The 19056-nt window shown below is 71.4% G+C and carries 15 protein-coding genes; 5 read left to right on the forward strand and 10 right to left on the reverse strand.

Translation table 11 applies throughout. From position 1 onward, the window contains the following. Nucleotides 1-254: 254 nt before the first annotated feature. From QMK24_RS17490 to thyX, 3 genes are all read right to left on the reverse strand, one after another. Nucleotides 255-1940, reverse strand: coding sequence for a ribonuclease J (locus tag QMK24_RS17490; RefSeq protein ID WP_283467045.1), 1686 nt, complete (start codon nt 1938-1940; stop codon nt 255-257). Nucleotides 1941-2050: 110 nt separating this feature from the next. Further along, nucleotides 2051-2950 (reverse strand): 4-hydroxy-tetrahydrodipicolinate synthase, encoded by a 900-nt coding sequence (dapA, locus tag QMK24_RS17495; RefSeq protein ID WP_283467046.1) that lies wholly within the window; start codon nt 2948-2950, stop codon nt 2051-2053. Between the two features lie 173 nt (nt 2951-3123). Beyond that, a complete protein-coding gene (thyX, locus tag QMK24_RS17500) occupies nt 3124-3864 on the reverse strand; it encodes an FAD-dependent thymidylate synthase (protein WP_283467047.1) in 741 nt (246 codons plus the stop codon). A 154-nt stretch (nt 3865-4018) separates the two neighbouring features. On the opposite strand from thyX, the gene QMK24_RS17505 reads away from it, so the two are divergent. Then, nucleotides 4019-4261, forward strand: a complete 243-nt coding sequence (locus QMK24_RS17505) for a hypothetical protein (RefSeq protein WP_283467048.1) — start codon at nt 4019-4021, stop codon at nt 4259-4261. 74 nt (nt 4262-4335) lie between these two features. Next, nucleotides 4336-4881, forward strand: coding sequence for an SCO5741 family PH domain-containing membrane protein (locus tag QMK24_RS17510; RefSeq protein WP_502962611.1), 546 nt, complete (start codon nt 4336-4338; stop codon nt 4879-4881). A 39-nt stretch (nt 4882-4920) separates the two neighbouring features. Here the strand turns inward: QMK24_RS17510 and QMK24_RS17515 are convergent, their stop codons facing one another. From QMK24_RS17515 to rpsO, 5 genes are all read right to left on the reverse strand, one after another. Further along, nucleotides 4921-5376: a tetratricopeptide repeat protein gene (locus QMK24_RS17515; RefSeq protein ID WP_283467049.1), complete on the reverse strand. Its 456-nt coding sequence runs from the start codon at nt 5374-5376 to the stop codon at nt 4921-4923. A gap of 5 nt (nt 5377-5381) precedes the next feature. After that, nucleotides 5382-6152, reverse strand: coding sequence for a 4-hydroxy-tetrahydrodipicolinate reductase (gene dapB, locus QMK24_RS17520; protein ID WP_283467050.1), 771 nt, complete (start codon nt 6150-6152; stop codon nt 5382-5384). 18 nt (nt 6153-6170) lie between these two features. Next, nucleotides 6171-7547, reverse strand: coding sequence for a M16 family metallopeptidase (locus tag QMK24_RS17525; protein ID WP_283467051.1), 1377 nt, complete (start codon nt 7545-7547; stop codon nt 6171-6173). After that, nucleotides 7544-9760 carry a polyribonucleotide nucleotidyltransferase gene (locus QMK24_RS17530; protein WP_283467052.1) on the reverse strand — a complete coding sequence of 739 codons (2217 nt, stop codon included), beginning with the start codon at nt 9758-9760 and terminating at the stop codon, nt 7544-7546. Before QMK24_RS17530 ends, QMK24_RS17525 begins: the two co-directional genes overlap by 4 nt. A gap of 265 nt (nt 9761-10025) precedes the next feature. After that, on the reverse strand, nt 10026-10313 hold the full coding sequence (rpsO, locus tag QMK24_RS17535) for a 30S ribosomal protein S15 (protein ID WP_138357422.1): 288 nt from the start codon (nt 10311-10313) through the stop codon (nt 10026-10028). Between the two features lie 492 nt (nt 10314-10805). On the opposite strand from rpsO, the gene QMK24_RS41835 reads away from it, so the two are divergent. The 3 genes from QMK24_RS41835 to QMK24_RS17555 all read left to right on the forward strand — a co-directional run bounded on the left by QMK24_RS41835 (nt 10806) and on the right by QMK24_RS17555 (nt 15294). Further along, nucleotides 10806-12329 (forward strand): SCO5717 family growth-regulating ATPase, encoded by a 1524-nt coding sequence (locus QMK24_RS41835; protein ID WP_502989148.1) that lies wholly within the window; start codon nt 10806-10808, stop codon nt 12327-12329. A gap of 106 nt (nt 12330-12435) precedes the next feature. Continuing rightward, the gene (locus tag QMK24_RS17545) at nt 12436-14049 is read left to right on the forward strand and encodes a MinD/ParA family ATP-binding protein (protein WP_502989149.1); all 1614 of its coding nucleotides are present in this window, start codon (nt 12436-12438) and stop codon (nt 14047-14049) included. Nucleotides 14050-14544: 495 nt separating this feature from the next. Then, nucleotides 14545-15294: a helix-turn-helix transcriptional regulator gene (locus QMK24_RS17555; protein WP_502989150.1), complete on the forward strand. Its 750-nt coding sequence runs from the start codon at nt 14545-14547 to the stop codon at nt 15292-15294. Nucleotides 15295-15369: 75 nt separating this feature from the next. Here QMK24_RS17555 and QMK24_RS17560 read toward each other — a convergent pair whose 3' ends face one another. Together QMK24_RS17560 and QMK24_RS17565 are read right to left on the reverse strand one after the other, a co-directional pair. Beyond that, complete coding sequence (locus tag QMK24_RS17560) at nt 15370-16329, reverse strand: bifunctional riboflavin kinase/FAD synthetase (protein ID WP_283467134.1); 960 nt, start codon at nt 16327-16329, stop codon at nt 15370-15372. Nucleotides 16330-16411: 82 nt separating this feature from the next. Continuing rightward, the coding region (locus tag QMK24_RS17565) for a serine protease (protein ID WP_283467055.1) at nt 16412-19056 on the reverse strand (2645 nt) is incomplete at its 5' end.

Here is a 19056-nt window from a genome sequence, read left to right on the forward strand (position 1 = left end):
CGACTCTACCAGACGCTTTCACGCCCGATTCCCAGCCGGCGGGAGTTCTACTTGTTCCTGCTTTAGCGTTTCTGCCTTTCGGCTTTCCCGCTGCACCCGACTTTAGCAGAAGCTTTCCATCGGATTTTCCAGCCCTTTCGAGACTGCCATTGCGGAAACATGCGTTTCCACGGCACTCGTCGAGGCGGTTGTGACAACGTACTGGAGCGGGGCACCCGGATGCAAATCCGGTTGCCCCGCCCCGGTGAACGTGCTCAGACCTCGACGACCACAGGCAGGATCATCGGCCTGCGGCGGTAGGTGTCGGAGACCCACTTGCCGATGGCGCGGCGGATGAGCTGCTGCAACTGGCGTACTTCCACGACGCCGTCGGAGGCCGACCTGGCCATCGCCTCCTCGATCTTCGGGATGACCGCGGAGAACGCTTCGTCGTCGATTCCGGAGCCTCGGGCGTGGATGTACGGTCCGCCCACGAGCTTGCCGGTGTTGCTGTCCATGACGACGGTCACGGAGACGATGCCCTCCTCACCGAGGATGCGGCGGTCCTTGAGGGAGGACTCGGTGACGTCGCCGACAGAGAGGCCGTCCACGTACACGTATCCCGCCTGCACCTTGCCCGCGATCTTGGCGACACCGTCGATGAGGTCGACGACTACGCCGTCCTCAGCGATGACACAGCGGCTCTTGGGGATGCCGGTGAGCTGTCCCAGCTCGGCGTTGGCGCGCAGGTGGCGCCATTCGCCGTGGACGGGCATCAGGTTCTTCGGCTTGCAGATGTTGTAGAAGTACAACAGCTCGCCGGCCGAGGCGTGGCCCGAGACGTGGACCTTGGCGTTGCCCTTGTGGACGACGTTGGCGCCCCAGCGGGTCAGGCCGTTGATGACCCGGTAGATCGCGGTCTCGTTGCCCGGGATGAGCGACGAGGCCAGGACGACGGTGTCGCCCTCGACGATCCGGATCTGGTGGTCGCGGTTGGCCATCCGGGACAGCGCGGCCATCGGCTCACCCTGGGAGCCGGTGCAGACCAGGACGACCTTGTTGTCAGGGAGGTCGTCGAGCTGCTTGACGTCCACGATCAGGCCGCCGGGCACCTTGAGGTAGCCGAGGTCACGGGCGATGCCCATGTTGCGGACCATCGACCGGCCGACGAAGGCGACCTTGCGGCCCCGCTGGTGGGCGGCGTCGAGGACCTGCTGGATGCGGTGGATGTGGCTGGCGAAGCTCGCCAGGATGATCCGCTTCTCCGCCTTGGCGAAGACCTGCTCCAGGGCCTGCGAGATATCGCGCTCCGGCGGGATGAAGCCGGGCACTTCCGCGTTGGTGGAGTCGGAGAGCAGCAGATCGATGCCCTCTTCCGCCAGCCGCGCGAAGGCGTGGAGGTCGGTCAGCCGGCCGTCGAGCGGCAGCTGGTCCATCTTGAAGTCGCCGGTGTGCACGACCATGCCGGCCGGGGTGCGGATCGCGACCGCGAGGGCGTCAGGGATGGAGTGGTTGACCGCGATGAACTCGCAGTCGAAAGGGCCGATGCGCTCGCGCTGGCCCTCGGCGACCTCAAGGATGTACGGCCGGATGCGGTGTTCCTGAAGCTTCGCTTCGATGAACGCCAGCGTCAGCTTGGAGCCGATCAGCGGGATGTCGTCCTTCTCGCGGAGCAGGAAGGGGACGGCGCCGATGTGGTCCTCGTGGCCGTGGGTCAGCACGATGCCGACGACGTCGTCCAGGCGGTCCCGGATCGATGAGAAGTCGGGCAGGATCAGGTCGATGCCGGGCTGCTCGTCCTCGGGGAAGAGCACGCCGCAGTCGACGATCAGCAGTTTCCCGCCGAATTCGAAGACCGTCATGTTGCGGCCGATTTCGCCGAGGCCGCCGAGCGGTGTGATGCGCAGACCGTCTGCGGGCAGCGGACGGGGCGGGCCGAGCTCGGGGTGCGGGTGGCTCAAAAGTTTCTCCTCACCGCGCGGCCGACCGTCCCCTGGACCGTTGGCTCGCGCGACATTCCGTAGTGCTGTCGTTTTCCGTTGTCATGCGTATTCAGTTGTGAAGTCTGTGGTTACAGGTGTACCCCGCCTGCGGCGAGATCCTTCTTCAGCTGGTCGGTCTCGCTCCCGGACAGCTCCACGAGAGGCAGTCGCAGCGGTCCCGCGGGCAGTCCGAGGAGGTCGAGGGCGGCCTTGGTGGTCATGACGCCCTGAGTCCTGAACATGCCGGTGAAGATGGGCAGCAGACGCTGGTGGATCTCGATGGCCTTGGCGGTGTCGCCGGCCAGGTGGGCCTGGAGCAGGGCGCGCAGCTCCGGAGAGACGACATGGCCGACGACGGAGACGAAGCCGACCGCGCCGATCGAGAGCAGCGGGAGGTTGAGCATGTCGTCGCCGGAGTACCAGGCGAGTCCGCTGCGCGCGATGGCCCAGCTCGCCGCGCCGAGGTCGCCCTTGGCGTCCTTGTTCGCGACGATGCGGGGGTGCTCCGCCAGCCGGACGAGCGTCTCGGTGTCGATCGGGACACCGCTGCGGCCGGGGATGTCGTAGAGCATCACCGGCAGGCCGGTGGCGTCGGCGATGGCCGTGAAGTTCCGGTACAGCCCCTCCTGGGATGGCTTGCTGTAGTACGGAGTCACGGTGAGCAGGCCGTGGGCGCCGGCCTGCTCGGCCTGGCGGGCGAGCTCGACGCTGTGGCGGGTGTCGTTGGTGCCGACTCCGGCGACGACGAAGGCGCGGTCCCCGACGGCTTCCAGGACAGCCCGTACGAGCTGCTCTTTCTCCACGTTGCTGGTGGTCGGGGACTCACCGGTGGTGCCATTGACGACCAGGCCGTCATTGCCTGCGTCGACCAGATGTGCGGCCAGTCGTTGTGCGCCGTCGAGGTCGAGCGCGCCGTCCGCGGTGAACGGCGTGACCATTGCGGTCAGGACCCGCCCGAAGGGGGTCGTCGGTGTGGAGGTCGGAGCCATGGGTCCAACGCTACTCGGTGTATGTCGGGGCGTGTCGCCGCGGGACCTGCGGAAAGGACTCCGGTGGTGCCTGCTCGGGGGTCCAGGCACTACCGGAGTCCGTTTCTGCAGCCTAGATGAACTTCGCGAATGCCTGCAATACGAATACTTCGGACATTTGGCCGTTCCGGGCGTTACGGAGCCACGCGCCCGTTGCCGTTGAAGGCCGCGTGAGTCAGCGGCATGAGCTTCGCCCACTCGGCTTCCATCTTCTCGCCGACCATCTCGATTTCCCGCTGCGGGAAGGACGGGACGGCCGCCAGCTCGTGCTGGGTACGGAGTCCGAGGAAGTGCATGAGCGAGCGTGCGTTGCAAGTCGCGTACATGGAGGAGAACAGACCCACCGGAAGGACCGCACGGGCCACCTCGCGGGCGATGCCGGCGGCCAGCATCTCCTGGTACGCCTCGTACGACTGGCGGTACGAGGCCTCCATGGCCTCGGTCGTCGCCCGGTGCTGCGCCTCGGTGCCGTCGACGAATTCGTACTTGCCGGGACGGCCCTGCTGAACGAGCTTGCGCTCCTGCGCGGGGACGTAGAAGACCGGCTGCAGCTCGCGGTAGCGGCCGGACTCCTCGTTGTACGACCATCCGACGCGGTGCCGCATGAACTCGCGGAACACGAAGATCGGGGCACTGATGAAGAACGTCATCGAATTGTGCTCGAAGGGGCTGCCGTGCCGGTCCCGCATCAGAAAGTTGATCAGGCCCTTTGAACGCTCGGGATCCTTGGTCAGCTCTTCCAGGGACTGCTCTCCCGCGGTGGACACGCGAGCGGCCCACAGCACATCCGAGTCCGCGGCGCTGTGCTTGACCAGATCGACGGTTACCTCACCGCGGAACTGGACGGCGGTCTCGGCGGAGGTCTCGGTCACCATGGGTCCTTCCTGTCGTCTCAAGGGGCGCGCCCAGCTTAGGTGCTGGCACTGACACCGCCGGTACTCGCCACAAACCGCACCCCGCCCGCCGAATGGCGGACGAGGGTTGCTAGATTGGGAGACTTCCAGCAAAACGGACACTGGAGTGTGCCGCATGTTCCGCCGGGGAGAGCCTGTTCCTTTCGCCTTCATAGCCGAGGCGGAGAGCTTCCAGAGCAACGTGGCTCCCCCACCGCGATCACGCCCGAGCCGGCTCCAGATCGCGGGACGCGCGCTGGGAACGGTGCTGGTGCTCGCCGGACTGCTGGGCGCCGCGATGCTCGGAAAGCCGGCGCTGGATCCGCAGCAGCAGGGCTCGGCCGGCTCGCAGCACCAAGAGGCCGCCAGGACGCCCTGAGGTGGCCACGTCGCCGGACGGCGGATAACCTCACCGGATCAGAGCCCCACCTCTGCCGGAAAGGGACCCTGCACGTGCCCCTGCCCTTCACCGCTTCCGACAGCGGCCACGCCCAGCACCCGCAAGCCGCCGCCCTGCCGCACACCGCACAGGACCGCTGGATGCGCCCGTACCGGCCCGGTCCGTGGCGGGTGGCGACCGCCGCGCTGATGCTGGTCCTCGCCTCGTACGTGCTCTTCGCCGCCATGATCATCGCCGCCACGGGCGCACTGCCCGGCGCGGGACTCTGGCTGGCCGGCGGAGTGCTGGTGATCACCAGCGCGCTGCGGCTGCTGCGGGTGGGCTTCTGGGTCAGCGGGCGCGGGCTGCGGCAGTCGGGGCTCTTCTACACGATCACCGTCCCGTGGGACGGGGTCGGTTCGGTGCGTACGGTCCAGCAGCCGGTGAAGGTGCTGGGGCTGCCGCGCACCGTCCAGGGGCAGGCGCTCGTCGTCAGCCGCCTGGACGGCAGGGTGCTGCGGCCCCTCATGACCGATCACAACGCGGACTTCCTCGGGCGCACCGAGGCCTTCGACATGGCGGCCGACGCCATAGAGGGCTGGGCCACCGAGCTCCGTTAGCGCGAGCTGCGGCAGCACCGCACCGGCTATGCAGCGCGCTCAGCCGGTGCGTACCGGCTTGCCGTCACGCAGCGCGATGGCGCGCTGCATGGCCTTGCGGGCGCGCGGGGTGTCGCGGGCGTCGAAGTAGGCGATGGCGAGCCGGAACCAGCTGCGCCAGTCGTCCGGCGCCGCTTCCGTCTCGGCCTGGCGCTTCGCGAAGACGGCGTCGGCCGAGTCACGGTCGATACGGCCGCCGGGGGTGCGGACGAGCTCGTCCACCGGCAGCCCGCCCTCGGCGTCCAGCTCACGGGAGAGCCGGTTCGCGTGGCGGGCGAACTGGGTGGTCTGCCACAGGAACCAGGCTCCGATGAACGGCAGGACCAGTACGGCGATGCCGAAGGGCACAGTGATCCAGGTGCCCGCCTCGAGGAGCAGGACACCGCGGCTGCCGACCAGGACGAAATAGCAGAGCAGCGCCCCGGCCAGGACGAAGTAGGTCAGTTTGGCGCGCACGGCGATCAGTCCAGGTCCATGCTGTGTTCGTCGGAAAGGAAGTGTTCGAGTCCGAACGTCAGGCCCGGGCGGGCGACGACCTTACGGGCGGCGAGCAGGATGCCCGGCATGAAGCTGCTGTGGTGCAGCGAGTCGTGCCGGATGGTGAGGGTCTCGCCGGTGTCGCCGAACAGCACTTCCTGGTGCGCGAGCAGGCCGCGCAGCCGGACCGAGTGCACCGGCACCCCGTCGACGTCCGCGCCGCGCGCGCCGTCCAGGCCGTGACTGGTCGGGTCCTGCTGGGGCGGCATGCCCGCCTCGGCGCGGGCGGCGGCGATCAGCTGGGCCGTCCGGGTCGCGGTGCCGCTGGGGGCGTCCGCCTTCTTGTTGTGGTGCAGTTCGATGACCTCGACGGTCTCGAAGTAGCGGGCCGCCTGCTGCGCGAAGCGCATGGTGAGGACCGCGCCGATCGAGAAGTTCGGGGCGATGAGCACTCCGGTGGCCGGGGAGGCCGCCAGCCAGCCGTTGAGCGTGGCCAGCCGCTCCTCGTTCCAGCCGGTGGTCCCCACCACGCCGTGGATGCCGTGGCGTACGCAGAACTCCAGGTTCGCCATGACGGCGTCCGGGTGCGTCAGCTCGACGGCGACCTGCGCGCCGGCGTCCGTCAGCGCCTCCAGCTTGTCGCCGCGGCCGAGCGCGGCGACCAGTTCCAGGTCCTCGGCCGCCGCGACGGCACGTACCGCCTCGGAGCCGATCCGGCCCTGGGCGCCGATGACGGCCACACGGAGCTTGCTCATGCTGATTCGATCCTCCGGTTACGCGACGGATTCGTGCAGGCGCGCTGCCTGCTTGTCCTTCAGCGGGCCGATGACGGCCAGCGAGGGACGATGTCCCAGTACATCGCGCGCGACCGCGCGCACATCGTCCGGGGTGACGGCGGCGATGCGCTCCAGCATCGTGTCGACCGACATCTGCTCGCCCCAGCACAGCTCGCTCTTGCCGAGGCGGTTCATCAGCGCCCCGGTGTCCTCCAGGCCCAGCACTGTGGAGCCGGAGAGCTGGCCGATGGCGCGCTGCAGCTCCTCGTCCGTCAGACCGTGCTCGGACACCTGGTCGAGCTGGTCACGGCAGATCTTGAGCACCTCGGGGACCCGGCGCGGCTGGCAGCCGGCGTAGACCCCGAACAGACCGCAGTCGGCGAACGACGAGGTGTACGAGTACACCGAGTACGCCAGTCCGCGCTTCTCACGGACCTCCTGGAACAGCCGCGAGCTCATGCCGCCGCCCAGTGCCGTGTTGAGCACGCCGAGCGCCCAGCGGCGCTCGTCGGTACGGGCCAGGCCCGGCATGCCGAGGACGACGTGTGCCTGCTCGGTCCTGCGGTCCAGCAGCTCGACGCGGCCGGCCGTGCGCAGCGTACGGGCGCCGGAGCGCGGGGCCATGGGGAGGGCCTCGGGGTCGCGCAGGGCGCCGGCGTTCTCGAACGCCTTGCGGACCTGGCGGACGACCGTGGCGTGGTCGACGTTCCCGGCCGCGGCGACGACGAGGTGCGTCGGGTCGTAGTGCCGCTTGTAGAAGCGGGCGACCTGGTCGCGGGTGAGCGCGTTTATGGTCTCGACGGTGCCGAGGACCGGGCGGCCCAGCGGGGAGTCGCCGAGCATCGTCGTGGTGAACAGGTCGTGGACCTGGTCGCCCGGGTCGTCCTCGGTCATCGCGATCTCCTCGAGGACGACGCCGCGCTCGGCGTCGATGTCCTCCTGGCGGATCAGCGAGCCGGTGAGCATGTCGCACACGACGTCGATGGCGAGCGGCAGATCGTTGTCCAGGACACGTGCGTAATAGCACGTGTACTCCTTGGCGGTGAACGCGTTCATCTCGCCGCCGACCGCGTCGATCACCGAGGAGATGTCGAGCGCGCTGCGCCTCTTGGTGCCCTTGAAGAGCAGGTGCTCCAGGTAGTGGGTGGCGCCGTTCAGCACCGGGGTCTCGTCGCGGGAGCCGACGCCGGCCCAGATGCCGAAGGTCGCGGAGCGCACCGTCGGCAAGGTTTCGGTGACGACGCGCAGACCGCCGGGCAGCACGGTGCGGCGCACCGTACCGATGCCGTCGGTGCCGGGAATCAGGGTCTGAGTGCGGACGGCCCGCCCCTTGGTGGCGGGGCGGGCCGCCACGACAGTGGAGCGAGAGGTCACGAGGCGGACTCGTCCTCGGCGTCGCCCGCTTCTTCACCCTCGATGACCGGGATCAGCGAGAGCTTGCCACGGGCGTCGATCTCGGCGATCTCGACCTGCACCTTGGAGCCGACGGCGAGGACGTCCTCGACGTTCTCAACGCGCTTGCCGCCGGCGAGCTTACGGATCTGCGAGATGTGCAGCAGACCGTCCTTGCCCGGCATGAGCGAGACGAAGGCACCGAAGGTGGTGGTCTTCACGACGGTGCCGAGGTAGCGCTCGCCGACCTCGGGCATCGTCGGGTTGGCGATCTGGTTGATCACCGCACGGGCGGCCTCGGCCTGGGAGCCTTCGGTCGCGCCGATGAGGACCGTGCCGTCATCCTCGATGGAGATGTCGGCGCCGGTGTCCTCCTGGATCTGGTTGATCATCTTGCCCTTGGGGCCGATGACCTCACCGATCTTGTCCACCGGGATCTTGATGCTGATGATCCGCGGTGCGTTCGGGGACATCTCGTCCGGAACGTCGATCGCCTCGTTCATCACATCGAGGATGTGGAGGCGGGCGTCGCGGGCCTGCTTCAGCGCGGCGGCCAGGACCGAGGCGGGGATGCCGTCGAGCTTGGTGTCGAGCTGCAGCGCGGTGACGAAGGTCTTCGTACCGGCGACCTTGAAGTCCATGTCGCCGAACGCGTCCTCGGCGCCGAGGATGTCGGTCAGTGCGACGTAGTGGGTCTCACCGTCGATCTCCTGGGAGATGAGGCCCATGGCGATACCGGCGACGGGGGCCTTGAGCGGCACACCGGCGTTCAGCAGCGACATGGTGGAGGCGCAGACCGAGCCCATGGACGTCGAGCCGTTGGAGCTCAGCGCCTCGGAGACCTGGCGGATGGCGTACGGGAAGTCCTCGCGGGACGGCAGCACGGGCAGGATCGCCCGCTCGGCCAGCGCGCCGTGACCGATTTCGCGGCGCTTCGGGGAGCCGACGCGGCCGGTCTCGCCGACCGAGTACGGCGGGAAGTTGTAGTTGTGCATGTAGCGCTTGCGCGTCTCGGGCGCCAGCGTGTCCATCTGCTGCTCCATGCGGAGCATGTTCAGCGTGGTGACACCCAGGATCTGGGTCTCGCCGCGCTCGAACAGTGCGGAACCGTGGACGCGCGGGATGGCCTCGACCTCGGCGGCCAGCGTACGGATGTCCGTCACGCCACGGCCGTCGATGCGGACCTTGTCCTTGATGACGCGCTCGCGGACCAGCTTCTTGGTCAGCGAACGGTACGCGGCGGAGATCTCCTTCTCGCGGCCTTCGAACTTCGGGAGAAGCTTCTCGGCGGCGATGACCTTGACGCGGTCGAGCTCGGCCTCGCGGGCCTGCTTGCCGGGGATCGTCAGGGCCTGGGCGAGCTCACCGGTGACGGCCTCGGACAGGGCGGCGAAGACGTCGTCCTGGTAGTCGAGGAAGCGCGGGAACTCGGCGGTCGGCTTCGCGGCCTTGGCCGCCAGCTCCGACTGCGCCTTGCACAGGGCGCGGATGAACGGCTTGGAGGCCTCGAGGCCGGCGGCCACGACCTCCTCGGTCGGCGCCTCGGCGCCGCCCTCGACGAGCGCGATCGTCCGGACCGTGGCCTCGGCCTCGACCATCATGATCGCGACGTCGCCGTCCTCCAGGGCGCGGCCGGCCACGACCATGTCGAAGACGGCGTCCTCGAGCTGGCTGTGACGCGGGAACGCCACCCACTGGCCCTTGATCAGCGCGACGCGGACGCCGCCGATCGGGCCGGAGAAGGGCAGGCCGGCGAGCTGCGTCGAAGCGGAGGCGGCGTTGATCGCGACCACGTCGTACAGGTCATCGGGGTTGAGCGCCATGATCGTGCAGACGACCTGGATCTCGTTGCGCAGGCCCTTGGCGAAGGACGGGCGCAGCGGGCGGTCGATCAGGCGGCAGGTGAGGATCGCGTCCTCGGAGGGGCGGCCTTCGCGGCGGAAGAACGAACCGGGGATCCGGCCGGCCGCGTACATGCGCTCCTCGACGTCCACCGTGAGGGGGAAGAAGTCGAGGTTCTCCTTGGGGTGCTTCGAAGCGCTGGTTGCCGACAGCACCATGGTGTCGTCGTCCAGGTAGGCCACGGCGGAACCGGCGGCCTGACGGGCCAGACGGCCCGTCTCGAAGCGGATGGTGCGGGTGCCGAACGAACCGTTGTCGATAACGGCCTCGGCGTAGTGGGTCTCGTTCTCCACTATGGGGATTCTCCTCATTCATGTCCCAGGGCGTATCCCGGGGACCTTCGGTGAGGGGAGCGTCCCGCCAGGGCCGGTCTTCGATCGAAGCCACCGGGGAGTCCTACTGCCCGGCGGCCACTACCGAGGACCGGCGTTGGTGGCGAATTAGGAGGACGCTCCTCCTCGTGTGTTACAGCGTGCTCACACCAGACTACAAAGAATCGTCGGTCGAGTACGCAAAGGGAGCGGCCCCCGGGTGGGAACCGCTCCCCTTCACAACGACTTACTTGGCGCCGGCCGCACCGCGGCGGATGCCGAGGCGCTCGACCAGGGCGCGGAAGCGCGTGATGTCCTTCTTGGCCAGGTACTGCAGCAGACGGCGGCGCTGGCCGACGAGCAGCAGCAGACCACGACGGGAGTGGTGGTCGTGCTTGTGCAGCTTGAGGTGCTCGGTGAGGTCCGAGATACGGCGCGAAAGCATCGCGACCTGCACCTCGGGGGAGCCCGTGTCGCCCTCCTTGGCACCGAACTCGGCGATGATCTGCTTCTTCGTCGCGGCGTCGAGCGGCATACGAACTCCTCAGGTATCCGTTTGCCTCCGAGTGCCCCTGGACTGGAATCACAGGCGATCTTGGATAACTCTGGAGGCGAGGACGCGGGTTCTTACACACACATCCGTCAGCCAGGATACCAGCCGCAAGGATGCACCTTCGCCGCGGTCCGGTGGCCCGCTCCCGGAGCGGACGGACGGGCTGCCGGAGGAGCGGACGGGAGCAGACGGAGGGGCGGGCCTGCCGTGGGACGGCTGCCGATGATTAGGCTGTCCCCCAGAGCGGCAGGAGCAGGTAGAGGGCGGACGGCCCGAACGGGGCACGGTAGCGCTGCTGTGGCACACGGGGAGGGGATCGACGATGAAGCATGCCGGGTTCCCCGGCCCTGTCCTTCGCGGGGCCTGTCACGGAATTCGTGACGGGGTCCATGACGAGGTCCGCCGTCGCGTGCGTTCCACCGACCGTCCGGCTCTGCCGTTCGGATGCGTTTCAGAAGTACACCAGGAGGCGTTGTGAGCAGCGATCGGGACGAGAACCGCGTGGGCGGGGCCGCCCCTGTCGAGGAGCAAGGCGACGCCGACTACACCGGTGAGTTCACCTTCGACTACACGCCGCCTGCCTGGTACATGCAGAACAGCGGCGGTGACGACGGTGACGGCGCGGAGGCGGAGACCGCTCCGGCGCCCGCCGCGGCCGGGGAGGAGCCCGAGCCCGAGCCCACGGCGCCGCCGCTGGCTGCGGCTGCGCCTCCGGTTCCGGCCCCCGCTCCGGCTGCTTCCGGTTCCAGCGAGCCGTCGTGGTCGGCGACCTCAGTGCCGTTCGTTCCGGGGCCCGCTCCGGAGCCGGACCCGGTTCCGGCTCCGGCGATCGCGCCTGTCGCCCCTCCGGCTGCTGCTCCCGTTCCGGCCTTTCCGACGCTGAAGCCGAGCGTCGGCGAGGAACGTCCCGCCGAGGCTCCCGCGGCGGCGCCCGCGAGCGTTGACGACGACGAGTTGCCGGGCGCGGTACGCAGCGAGTCGACGGTGCGTTTCGCGCCCGCCTCACTGCGTCAGAAGCCCGCGGTACCCGAAGTGAAGGCACCCGAAGTTCCTGTGCCGCCGGCCGGACCGGCGGTTCCGGCACCCGCGCAGGACGCGCCGCCTTCGCCGGGCGAGCTGATCCGTACGCCGCCGTCCGACGGCCCGGTCTGGGTGCCGACGCCGCCTCCGGCCGAGGTCGCACCGTGGTCCCCCGCGCCTCCGCAGAGCGCGCTCCCGCCGCTGCCGCCGCAGTTCCAGGCAGCGGACGTCCCCGCGCCGCCGCCCGCCCCTGACGACCGTGCCACGCCGCCCTCGGGCGCGCCCTGGCCGGGCACCGACCGGCCCGCGCCCGCTCCGGCGTCCCATGGCTCCGGTTACGACTTCCCGCTGCCCCCGGCCGCTTCCGGGCCGCCCGCGCCGCAGGCCGGTTACGGCTTCCCGCCGGCCCGGGCCCGGCACACCGAACCTTCCCGCCCCGCGGGCAGCGGCGCCGCTGCCCCCGACCGGTGGATACGGTTTCCCGCGGGCCGCCGACGCACCCGCGCCGCCGTCCGTCCCGGAAGGCCGTATGGAAGCGCGCCCGGAAGCCCGCCCCGAGGACGGCACTCCGCCGCCCGCCGCCGCGCCGTGGCCGAACCCCGCGCCGCCCGCACCGGCTCCGCAGAGCGGGTACGGGTTCCCGCCCGCCGGAGCGCAGCCGCCGCCGGCTCCGCGGAGCGGTTACGGGTTCCCGGCCCCCGCCGATGCTCCCGCGCCGCCGGTCCCCGAGGACCGCACTCCCCCGCTCCCGGCCGCGCCCTGGCCGAACCCGGCGCCGCCCGCGCCGGAGGACCGCACCCCGCCGCCCGCCGCCGCACCCTGGCCCAACCCCGCGCTGCCCGCGCCCGCTCCGCAGCCCGAGTACGGGTTCCCGCCCGCCGGAGCGCAGCCGCAGCACCAGCCGCAGGGCGGGTACGGGTTCCCGGCTCCTTCGGACGCTCCCGCGCAGCCGCCCGTCCCCAGGGACCGCGCCCCTGAGGTCTCGGCCGCGCCCTGGCCGAGCCCCAATCCGCCGACGCCGCAGCCCGGGTACGGATTCCCGCAGGCCGGCGGGGCACAGCCGTCGCAGGGTGGCTATGCGCCCATGCCGCAGCCCGGTCCGGAGGACCGCGGCGCACCGCCCGCCGGTGCCCCGTGGCCCAATCCCGTGCTGCCCGCAGCGGCACCCGCACCGGCCCCCGGGCCGCAGCCGGGGTACGGGTTCCCGCAGAGTGGAGCGCCGCAGCCGCCCGTAACGCCGGAGGCCCCGGTGCCCCCGGCCGGTTACGGTTTTCCGCCGCCTGCGGCTCCCCTGCCGCCGGAGGCCCACCCCGGTGCGGCGTTGCAGCCGCTGCCGCCGCACGGCGGGTACGGATTCCCGCCGCCGGGACAGCAGCCGCAGGCCCAGCCGCAGCCCGGAGGCCCGGCGGGGGACTCGTCCGCCGATCCGCGCACCGGTGGCTGGCCGACGGTGACGCCGGATCAGCGGCAGCGGTCGGTGCAGGGCGCGCCGCTGGGTTACACGGCGGCCGTGGAGCTGTCGTCCGACCGGTTGCTGAAGAATCAGCCGAAGCCGAAGCGGCCCGGCGCCAACGCGACGCCGTCGCGCTTCAAGATCGGCGGCAAGAAGGAGGAGGCGGAGCGGCTGCGGAAGCTGGAGCTGATCCGTACTCCGGTGCTGTCCTGCTACCGGATCGCGGTCATCAGCCTCAAGGGCGGCGTCGGCAAGACCACGACGACCACCGCGCTGGGCTCGACGCTCGCGACCGAGCGGCAGGACAAGATCCTCGCGATCGACGCGAACCCGGACGCCGGCACGCTCGGCCGCCGCGTCCGCCGGGAGACCGGTGCGACGATCCGCGACCTGGTGCAGGCGATCCCATACCTCAACAGCTATATGGACATCCGCAGGTTCACCTCGCAGGCGTCCTCCGGGCTGGAGATCATCGCCAATGACGTGGACCCCGCCGTGTCGACGGCATTCAACGACGAGGACTACCGCCGCGTCCTGGATGTCCTGGGCAAGCAGTACCCGATCATCCTCACCGACTCGGGTACCGGCCTGCTCTACAGCGCGATGCGCGGCGTCCTCGATCTGGCCGACCAGCTGATCATCGTGTCCACGCCGTCCGTGGACGGTGCGAGCAGCGCGAGCACCACGCTGGACTGGCTGTCTGCGCACGGATACGCCGAACTGGTGCAGCGCAGCATCACCGTCATCTCGGGGGTCCGTGAGACCGGCAAGATGATCAAGGTGGACGATATCGTCGCCCACTTCCAGACACGCTGCCGCGGCGTGATGGTCGTCCCGTTCGACGAGCACCTGGCCGCGGGCGCCGAGGTCGACCTCGACATGATGCGTCCCAAGACCCGGGAGGCGTACTTCAACCTCTCGGCCATGGTCGCCGAGGACTTCATCCGCGCCCAGCAGGCGCAGGGGCTGTGGACCGCCGACGGGAACCCGCCGCCGCACCTGGCGCCGCCGGTCCCCGGCCGGCAGCAGGCCCCCCAGCCCGGCTACCACGGGCACGCTCCGCAGGGACCGGGCCAGGCCCAGCCGCAGGCCCCGCAGCCGCCGCAGCAGTACCAGCCGCAGGCTCCGCAGCCGTATCAGCCGCAGCCCCAGCAGGGCTGGCCGCAGCAGCCGCAGCAGGCACCGCCCGAGCAGCCGCCGGGCTACGGCTACCCGCCGCCGCCCCCGCCCCAGCCCCAGCAGTAACCGCACGGCTCCCAGCACGCCTCGGAAGCACATCCCGGAGCACCGGAGAGGGCCCCCGCCGCACCCGCGGCGGGGGCCCTCTCCGCGCGATGACCAGCCTCGGGCTGCTCTTCTGCGCCGTCAGCGCGAACCGCTGGACCGGGATGAACCCGGCCGAGCAGGCCCGGTTCAACCCGGCGGACGTCAGCCTGCGCGGCTACTGCCTGGCGCAGCTCGCCATCGGTGTCGTCCTCGGGGTGCTGGTCGTCTCCGGCGAGTACGGGACCGGCATGATCCGCGCGACGCTGTCCGCCGTTCCGCGCCGGCTGCCCGTGCCGTGGGCGAAGGCGGCCGTCTACGCCGTGGTGACCTTCACGGCGATGACGGCGGCGGCACTCGTCGCGTTCCTGTCCGGCCAGGCGCTGCCGTCCTCCTGGGCGGACCACACCGACCCGTACCTGCCGAGCATCGAAGTGGCTGGCCGGCGACGCGCTGCCCGGCGATGTCGCGCTGCTCATCGCCCTCTACACCGTGGCCGCCCACTCCTCGAGACGCCGGACGCTGCTGGCCGTCGGTGTGCTCGAATTCGGCGTCCTGCTGGCCTCATTGACCTGGACGACGCACGGACGCACCACGCAGTCGTTCATCGCGCTGTCCGCGATGGTGATCGCTGCCGCCGTGATCGGCGTCAACGTGCGCACCAGGCGCTCCTACCTCGCCGCCCTGGAGGACCGCGCCGGCCGGCTGGAGCGCCAACGCGACCAGCAGGCCCAGCTCGCGGTGGCCGGTGAACGGGCCAGGATCGCCCGTGAGATGCACGCCATCGTCACCCACGACCTGTCGGTGATGGTCGCGCTCGCCGACGGCGCGGTCTTCGCGCAGGAACGCCACCCCGAGAAGGCGGCCGCCGCGATGCGGCAGGTCTCCGGCACCGGCCGGCAGGCCATCACCGACATGGCCGCGGGGGACGCCGTGGTGGCGCCCCGGATAACCCGCCGTCTGCTGGAGAACTTCGCCCATCAGCTCCCGGACGGGAACGGCGGCACGGACGGCGACGAACGCCTCGGCCGGCTCACCGCCCGGGAGCGCGAGGTCCTGATCGAGGTCGCCCACGGCCTGTCAAATACGGAGATCGCCGCGGGCCTGCACCTCGCCGAGGCGACCGTGAAGACCCATCTGAGCCGGATCCTCGTCAAACTCGGGCTGCGCGACCGCGTACAGGCCGTGGTCATCGCCTATGAGACCCGGCTGATCCGGCCGGCCTAGAGCCGCCGGGCCGACGAGCCCGAGGGCCTCGGACAGCGCCGGAACAAGTGCCGCCCGGAACAGGGTGACGGCGGATCAGGAGCTGGGCGTCTGCGCCGCGTCGATCAGCTCGCGGGCCTGCTTCACGTCCTCGGCCATCCGCACCAGCAGCGCGTCGACCGAGTCGAACTTCTCCATACCGCGCAGATACGCGAGGAAGTCGACGGCCACATGCAGCCCGTACAGATCGAGCCCGACGCGGTCGATCGCGTACGCCTCGACCGTGCGTGCCGTGCCGTCGAAGGTCGGGTTCGTGCCGACGGAGATGGCGGCGGGCATCGCCTCGCCGTCCACGTGCAGCCAGCCGGCGTACACGCCGTCGGCGGGAATCGCCGTGTGCGGCAGCGTCTCCACGTTCGCCGTCGGGAAGCCCAGCTCGCGTCCGCGCTGCGCGCCCCGTACGACGACGCCCTCGACGCGGTGCGGGCGGCCGAGGATCTCCATGGCGCCCGCCACATCGCCCTCGGAGACCAGCCGGCGCGTCATCGTCGACGAGAACGGCTCGCCGCCGCCCGCCTCGCCGCGCACATACAGGTCCACGACGTCGACCTCGTAGTCGTACTTGAGACCCATCGCGGAGAGGAACTCCACGTCCCCCGCGGCCTTGTGGCCGAACCGGAAGTTCGGACCTTCGACGACGAGCTTCGCGTGCAGCGCGTCGACGAGCACCGTCCGCACGAAATCGCCGGGCGACAGCATCGAGAACTCCGCCGTGAAGGGGAGGATCAGCAGCGCGTCGACGCCCAGCTCCGCCATCAGCTCGGCACGGCGGTGGTGTGCGGACAGCAGCGGCGGGTGGCTGCCCGGCCGCACGACCTCGCTCGGGTGCGGGTCGAAGGTGACGACGACCGACCGGATGCCCAGCTCACGGGCGCGGTCGACCGTCTGCCCGATGATCAGCTGGTGCCCCCGGTGCACACCGTCGTAGGAGCCGATGGTGACGACGCTGCGTCCCCAGTCCCTGGGAACGTCCTCCAAGCCCCGCCAGCGCTGCACCTTAACGCTCCGCTTCATCGTCGTGCCCCATGGCTGTGTATGCCGTGTACAGGTCCAAGCCTGCCATGCCACCGCGTCCGGCTCAGCCACCGGCCCCACCGCCGCGGCTCGCGACCGGGGGCCCGACCGGCCGGCGCGGGGCGGAGGGTACGGCGAGTTGCTCGCACAGACGGCGGGCGCTGGGGCCGATGACGGCGTCCCAGGCGCCGTCGGAGTCCAGCCAGCCGCGGACCAGGCGGGCGAAGCACGGCGAGGCCGCGGCGAGCTGGACGAGGCGGCGGTCGAACTGGGCGGCGCCTTCGGGGGTACGGCCGAGGAGCAGGCCGAGACGGTGCACGAGGTCACGGGTGAGGAGCGGCGGGCGGCGAGTGCAGCCGTCCGCCGCGGCGCCGAGCAGGGCGTCCAGGACCCCGGCGTCCCGTTCGCGCTCCAGGGCCACGTCGAGCAGTTCCTGGCGCATCGGCCGGGAGATGTGGCTGCCGGGCGCGGCGAGCACCGGTGCCAGCGCTCGGCGCACCTCCGGAGGATGCTCCCGCAACAACTCCACGACCAGGGGAAACACCACCGCCCTGGCCGACGCCCCCTGCTCCAGCCGCCGGTCGAGGAACTCCGCCGCATGCACGGCGCCCTCCGGCCGGTGCCGCAGATGGTCGCGTACGAGGGCGGCCGCGCGGCGGGCCAGCGCCGGAGTGGTCACCGCCGCCAACTCCCGCAGCACCTCCGCGCCGCCCGCGCCCGGTTCCCGCAGCCGCGCCTGGAACACCGCGAACACCGGTTCCGGGTGGGTGGCGAGAGCGGTCGCGAGGGCGCCCGCGGGGAGCTGCGGGTCGCCCGCGGCGAAGTGCGCGAGCGCGGCCGGCAGGTGCCGGGACCGGGTCGCCGGATCCCGCACGAGGAGAGCGAGTGCCGCCCCGTGCAGTGTGCAGTCGGAGGGGCGGGCGAGTATCGCCAGGGCCGCGTAGCGCAGCAGTTCACGGTCGGCGTCGGATCGTACGTACGGCGCGGCGCGCAGCCCGTACGCGGCGGCGGCGACATGCCGGGCGGGCCGTTCCTCGTGGGCCCAGCGGTCGACGGCACGGCAGAGTGCCGACGGTTCGTCCTCCGCGAGGGCGGCCAGCAGTTCGTCGGCACCCGGGTGGGCGGCCTCGACCAACGCCTCGGTGAGATCGTCCACGGCCTGCTGCCGGTGGGTGTGCAGCAGTGCCTGGACGGCGGCGGCCACGGTCGGGCGCGGGCCCTGCAGCGCCGCGTCGGCCTGCAGCGGCCGGTCGTCGTCGAACCAGCCGCAGATCACGGGCAGCGCGACGCGGGGCGCGCCGCAGAGCAGTTCCCCCACCGTCGGCAGGAACCTCTCCGTGGGCGTCCCTGACACCCCGGCCGTCCCGGCCTGCGGGCCCTGCGGGGGCGGCCCGTCGGCCGGCAGCAGCAGCCGCAGCAGGTCGAGCCGCTCCCCGAGCGGCAACGCCAGCCGCCGCCAGAACCACGGCCCGAACTCGGCGAGACCGCCCATCCGCTGCGGCCCGAACCCGCCCTGCTCGATCGACCGCACGGTGATCCGCTCAGCGAGCAGCCGCAGCACCCCCCGGTACGGGGTCCTGTCCGGCACCCGCAGCAACACCTCCCCCAGCAGATGCGACGCCCACCACACGGCATCCGCCCGCCGTGCCGCCTCCGGCGCGGCAGGCGGCCGGGGCGTCCCGGTCTCCCCGGCGCGAGGCTGCTCCCGCGTATCGGCGACGACATCGGCACCGGCTCCGGCACCGGTCTCCGCGCTGTCAGCACTGCGCGGCGGAGGCACGGCCGCCCGCGCTCCCGCCGCCGGGTCGGCTCCGGCCTCCGTCGTCCACGCGGACGCCCTGGCAGCGGCCCGTGAAGCCTCCAGGCGTTGACCGGTACCGGCACCGGTCCTGCCTCGCGGAGCGCCATGCCGCCGGTTGGGCACCGTGTCCGCGTCGAGGTCCGCCTCCTCCGATCCGGCCGGCGCCGCGTCGTCCGGCGCCGGCCGTCCCTCCTGGTCCGCAGCCGCGATGACTTCATCCGCCGCGGCCGGCGCAAGCGACGGTGCCGCGTCCTCACCACCCGTCCCGGCGCTCGGGGCAGAGGCCGGCGGTGGGCTCCCGGTATCCGGGGGCGGGGCCGGAGCGGCGAGGCGGGTCGGTTCCGCGGCCTGTTGGTCGAGGGCGTGGACCAGGGCTTCGAGATGGCGGGAGAGCGCCGTGGGGCCGGACTGGCGGGCGGTGAGCAGCAGGGACTGGATGACGGGGCCGATGCGGTGCCGGGGGACGGGGAGCGACCGGGGAGCGGTGGTCGGGCCCACGGGGGGCGCGGGAGGCACGGAATGACCGGGCACGTGGCCGGCGCGGGCCCCGGGTCGTGATGGCAGGCGCACCGGAGCCTCCGCCGCTCCCGCCGGTGCGGCGAACCACCGGTGGACGAGGGCGAACAGGGCTCCGTCCAGGTCCAGGTGGAGACCCTGCAGCCAGTCGGCGAACTCCTCGTGCGCGAAGCGGTAACCGGCTCCCGCCGGGACGAGGAGGCCCTCGGTGAGTACCGCCGACGCCCATCCCGTACGCCACGGGAAGAGGTCCTCGAACGACTCGCGGTCCAACTCGCCCTGGCCGGGCCCCAGGCAGCGCCGTGCCGCCTCGTGCACCTGCCCGGCCACCCGGGCCGCCAGCCGCCGGACGGCGGTCCCCCGGGCGGGGCGTGCGGCCCCCCCCGGCCGGC

The organism is Streptomyces sp. PH10-H1 (assembly GCF_030063355.1).
Classification (GTDB): Bacteria; Actinomycetota; Actinomycetes; order Streptomycetales; family Streptomycetaceae; genus Actinacidiphila.

Coding starts and splice junctions, on each gene's coding strand:
- dapA (WP_283467046.1), bottom strand. CDS start 2,950: ATGGCTCCGACCTCCACACCGACGACCCCCTTCGGGCGGGTCCTGACC.
- QMK24_RS17505 (WP_283467048.1), top strand. CDS start 4,019: ATGTTCCGCCGGGGAGAGCCTGTTCCTTTCGCCTTCATAGCCGAGGCG.
- thyX (WP_283467047.1), bottom strand. CDS start 3,864: ATGGTGACCGAGACCTCCGCCGAGACCGCCGTCCAGTTCCGCGGTGAG.
- dapB (WP_283467050.1), bottom strand. CDS start 6,152: ATGAGCAAGCTCCGTGTGGCCGTCATCGGCGCCCAGGGCCGGATCGGC.
- rpsO (WP_138357422.1), bottom strand. CDS start 10,313: ATGCCGCTCGACGCCGCGACGAAGAAGCAGATCATCGCCGAGTTCGGT.
- QMK24_RS17545 (WP_502989149.1), top strand. CDS start 12,436: ATGCCGCAGCCCGGTCCGGAGGACCGCGGCGCACCGCCCGCCGGTGCC.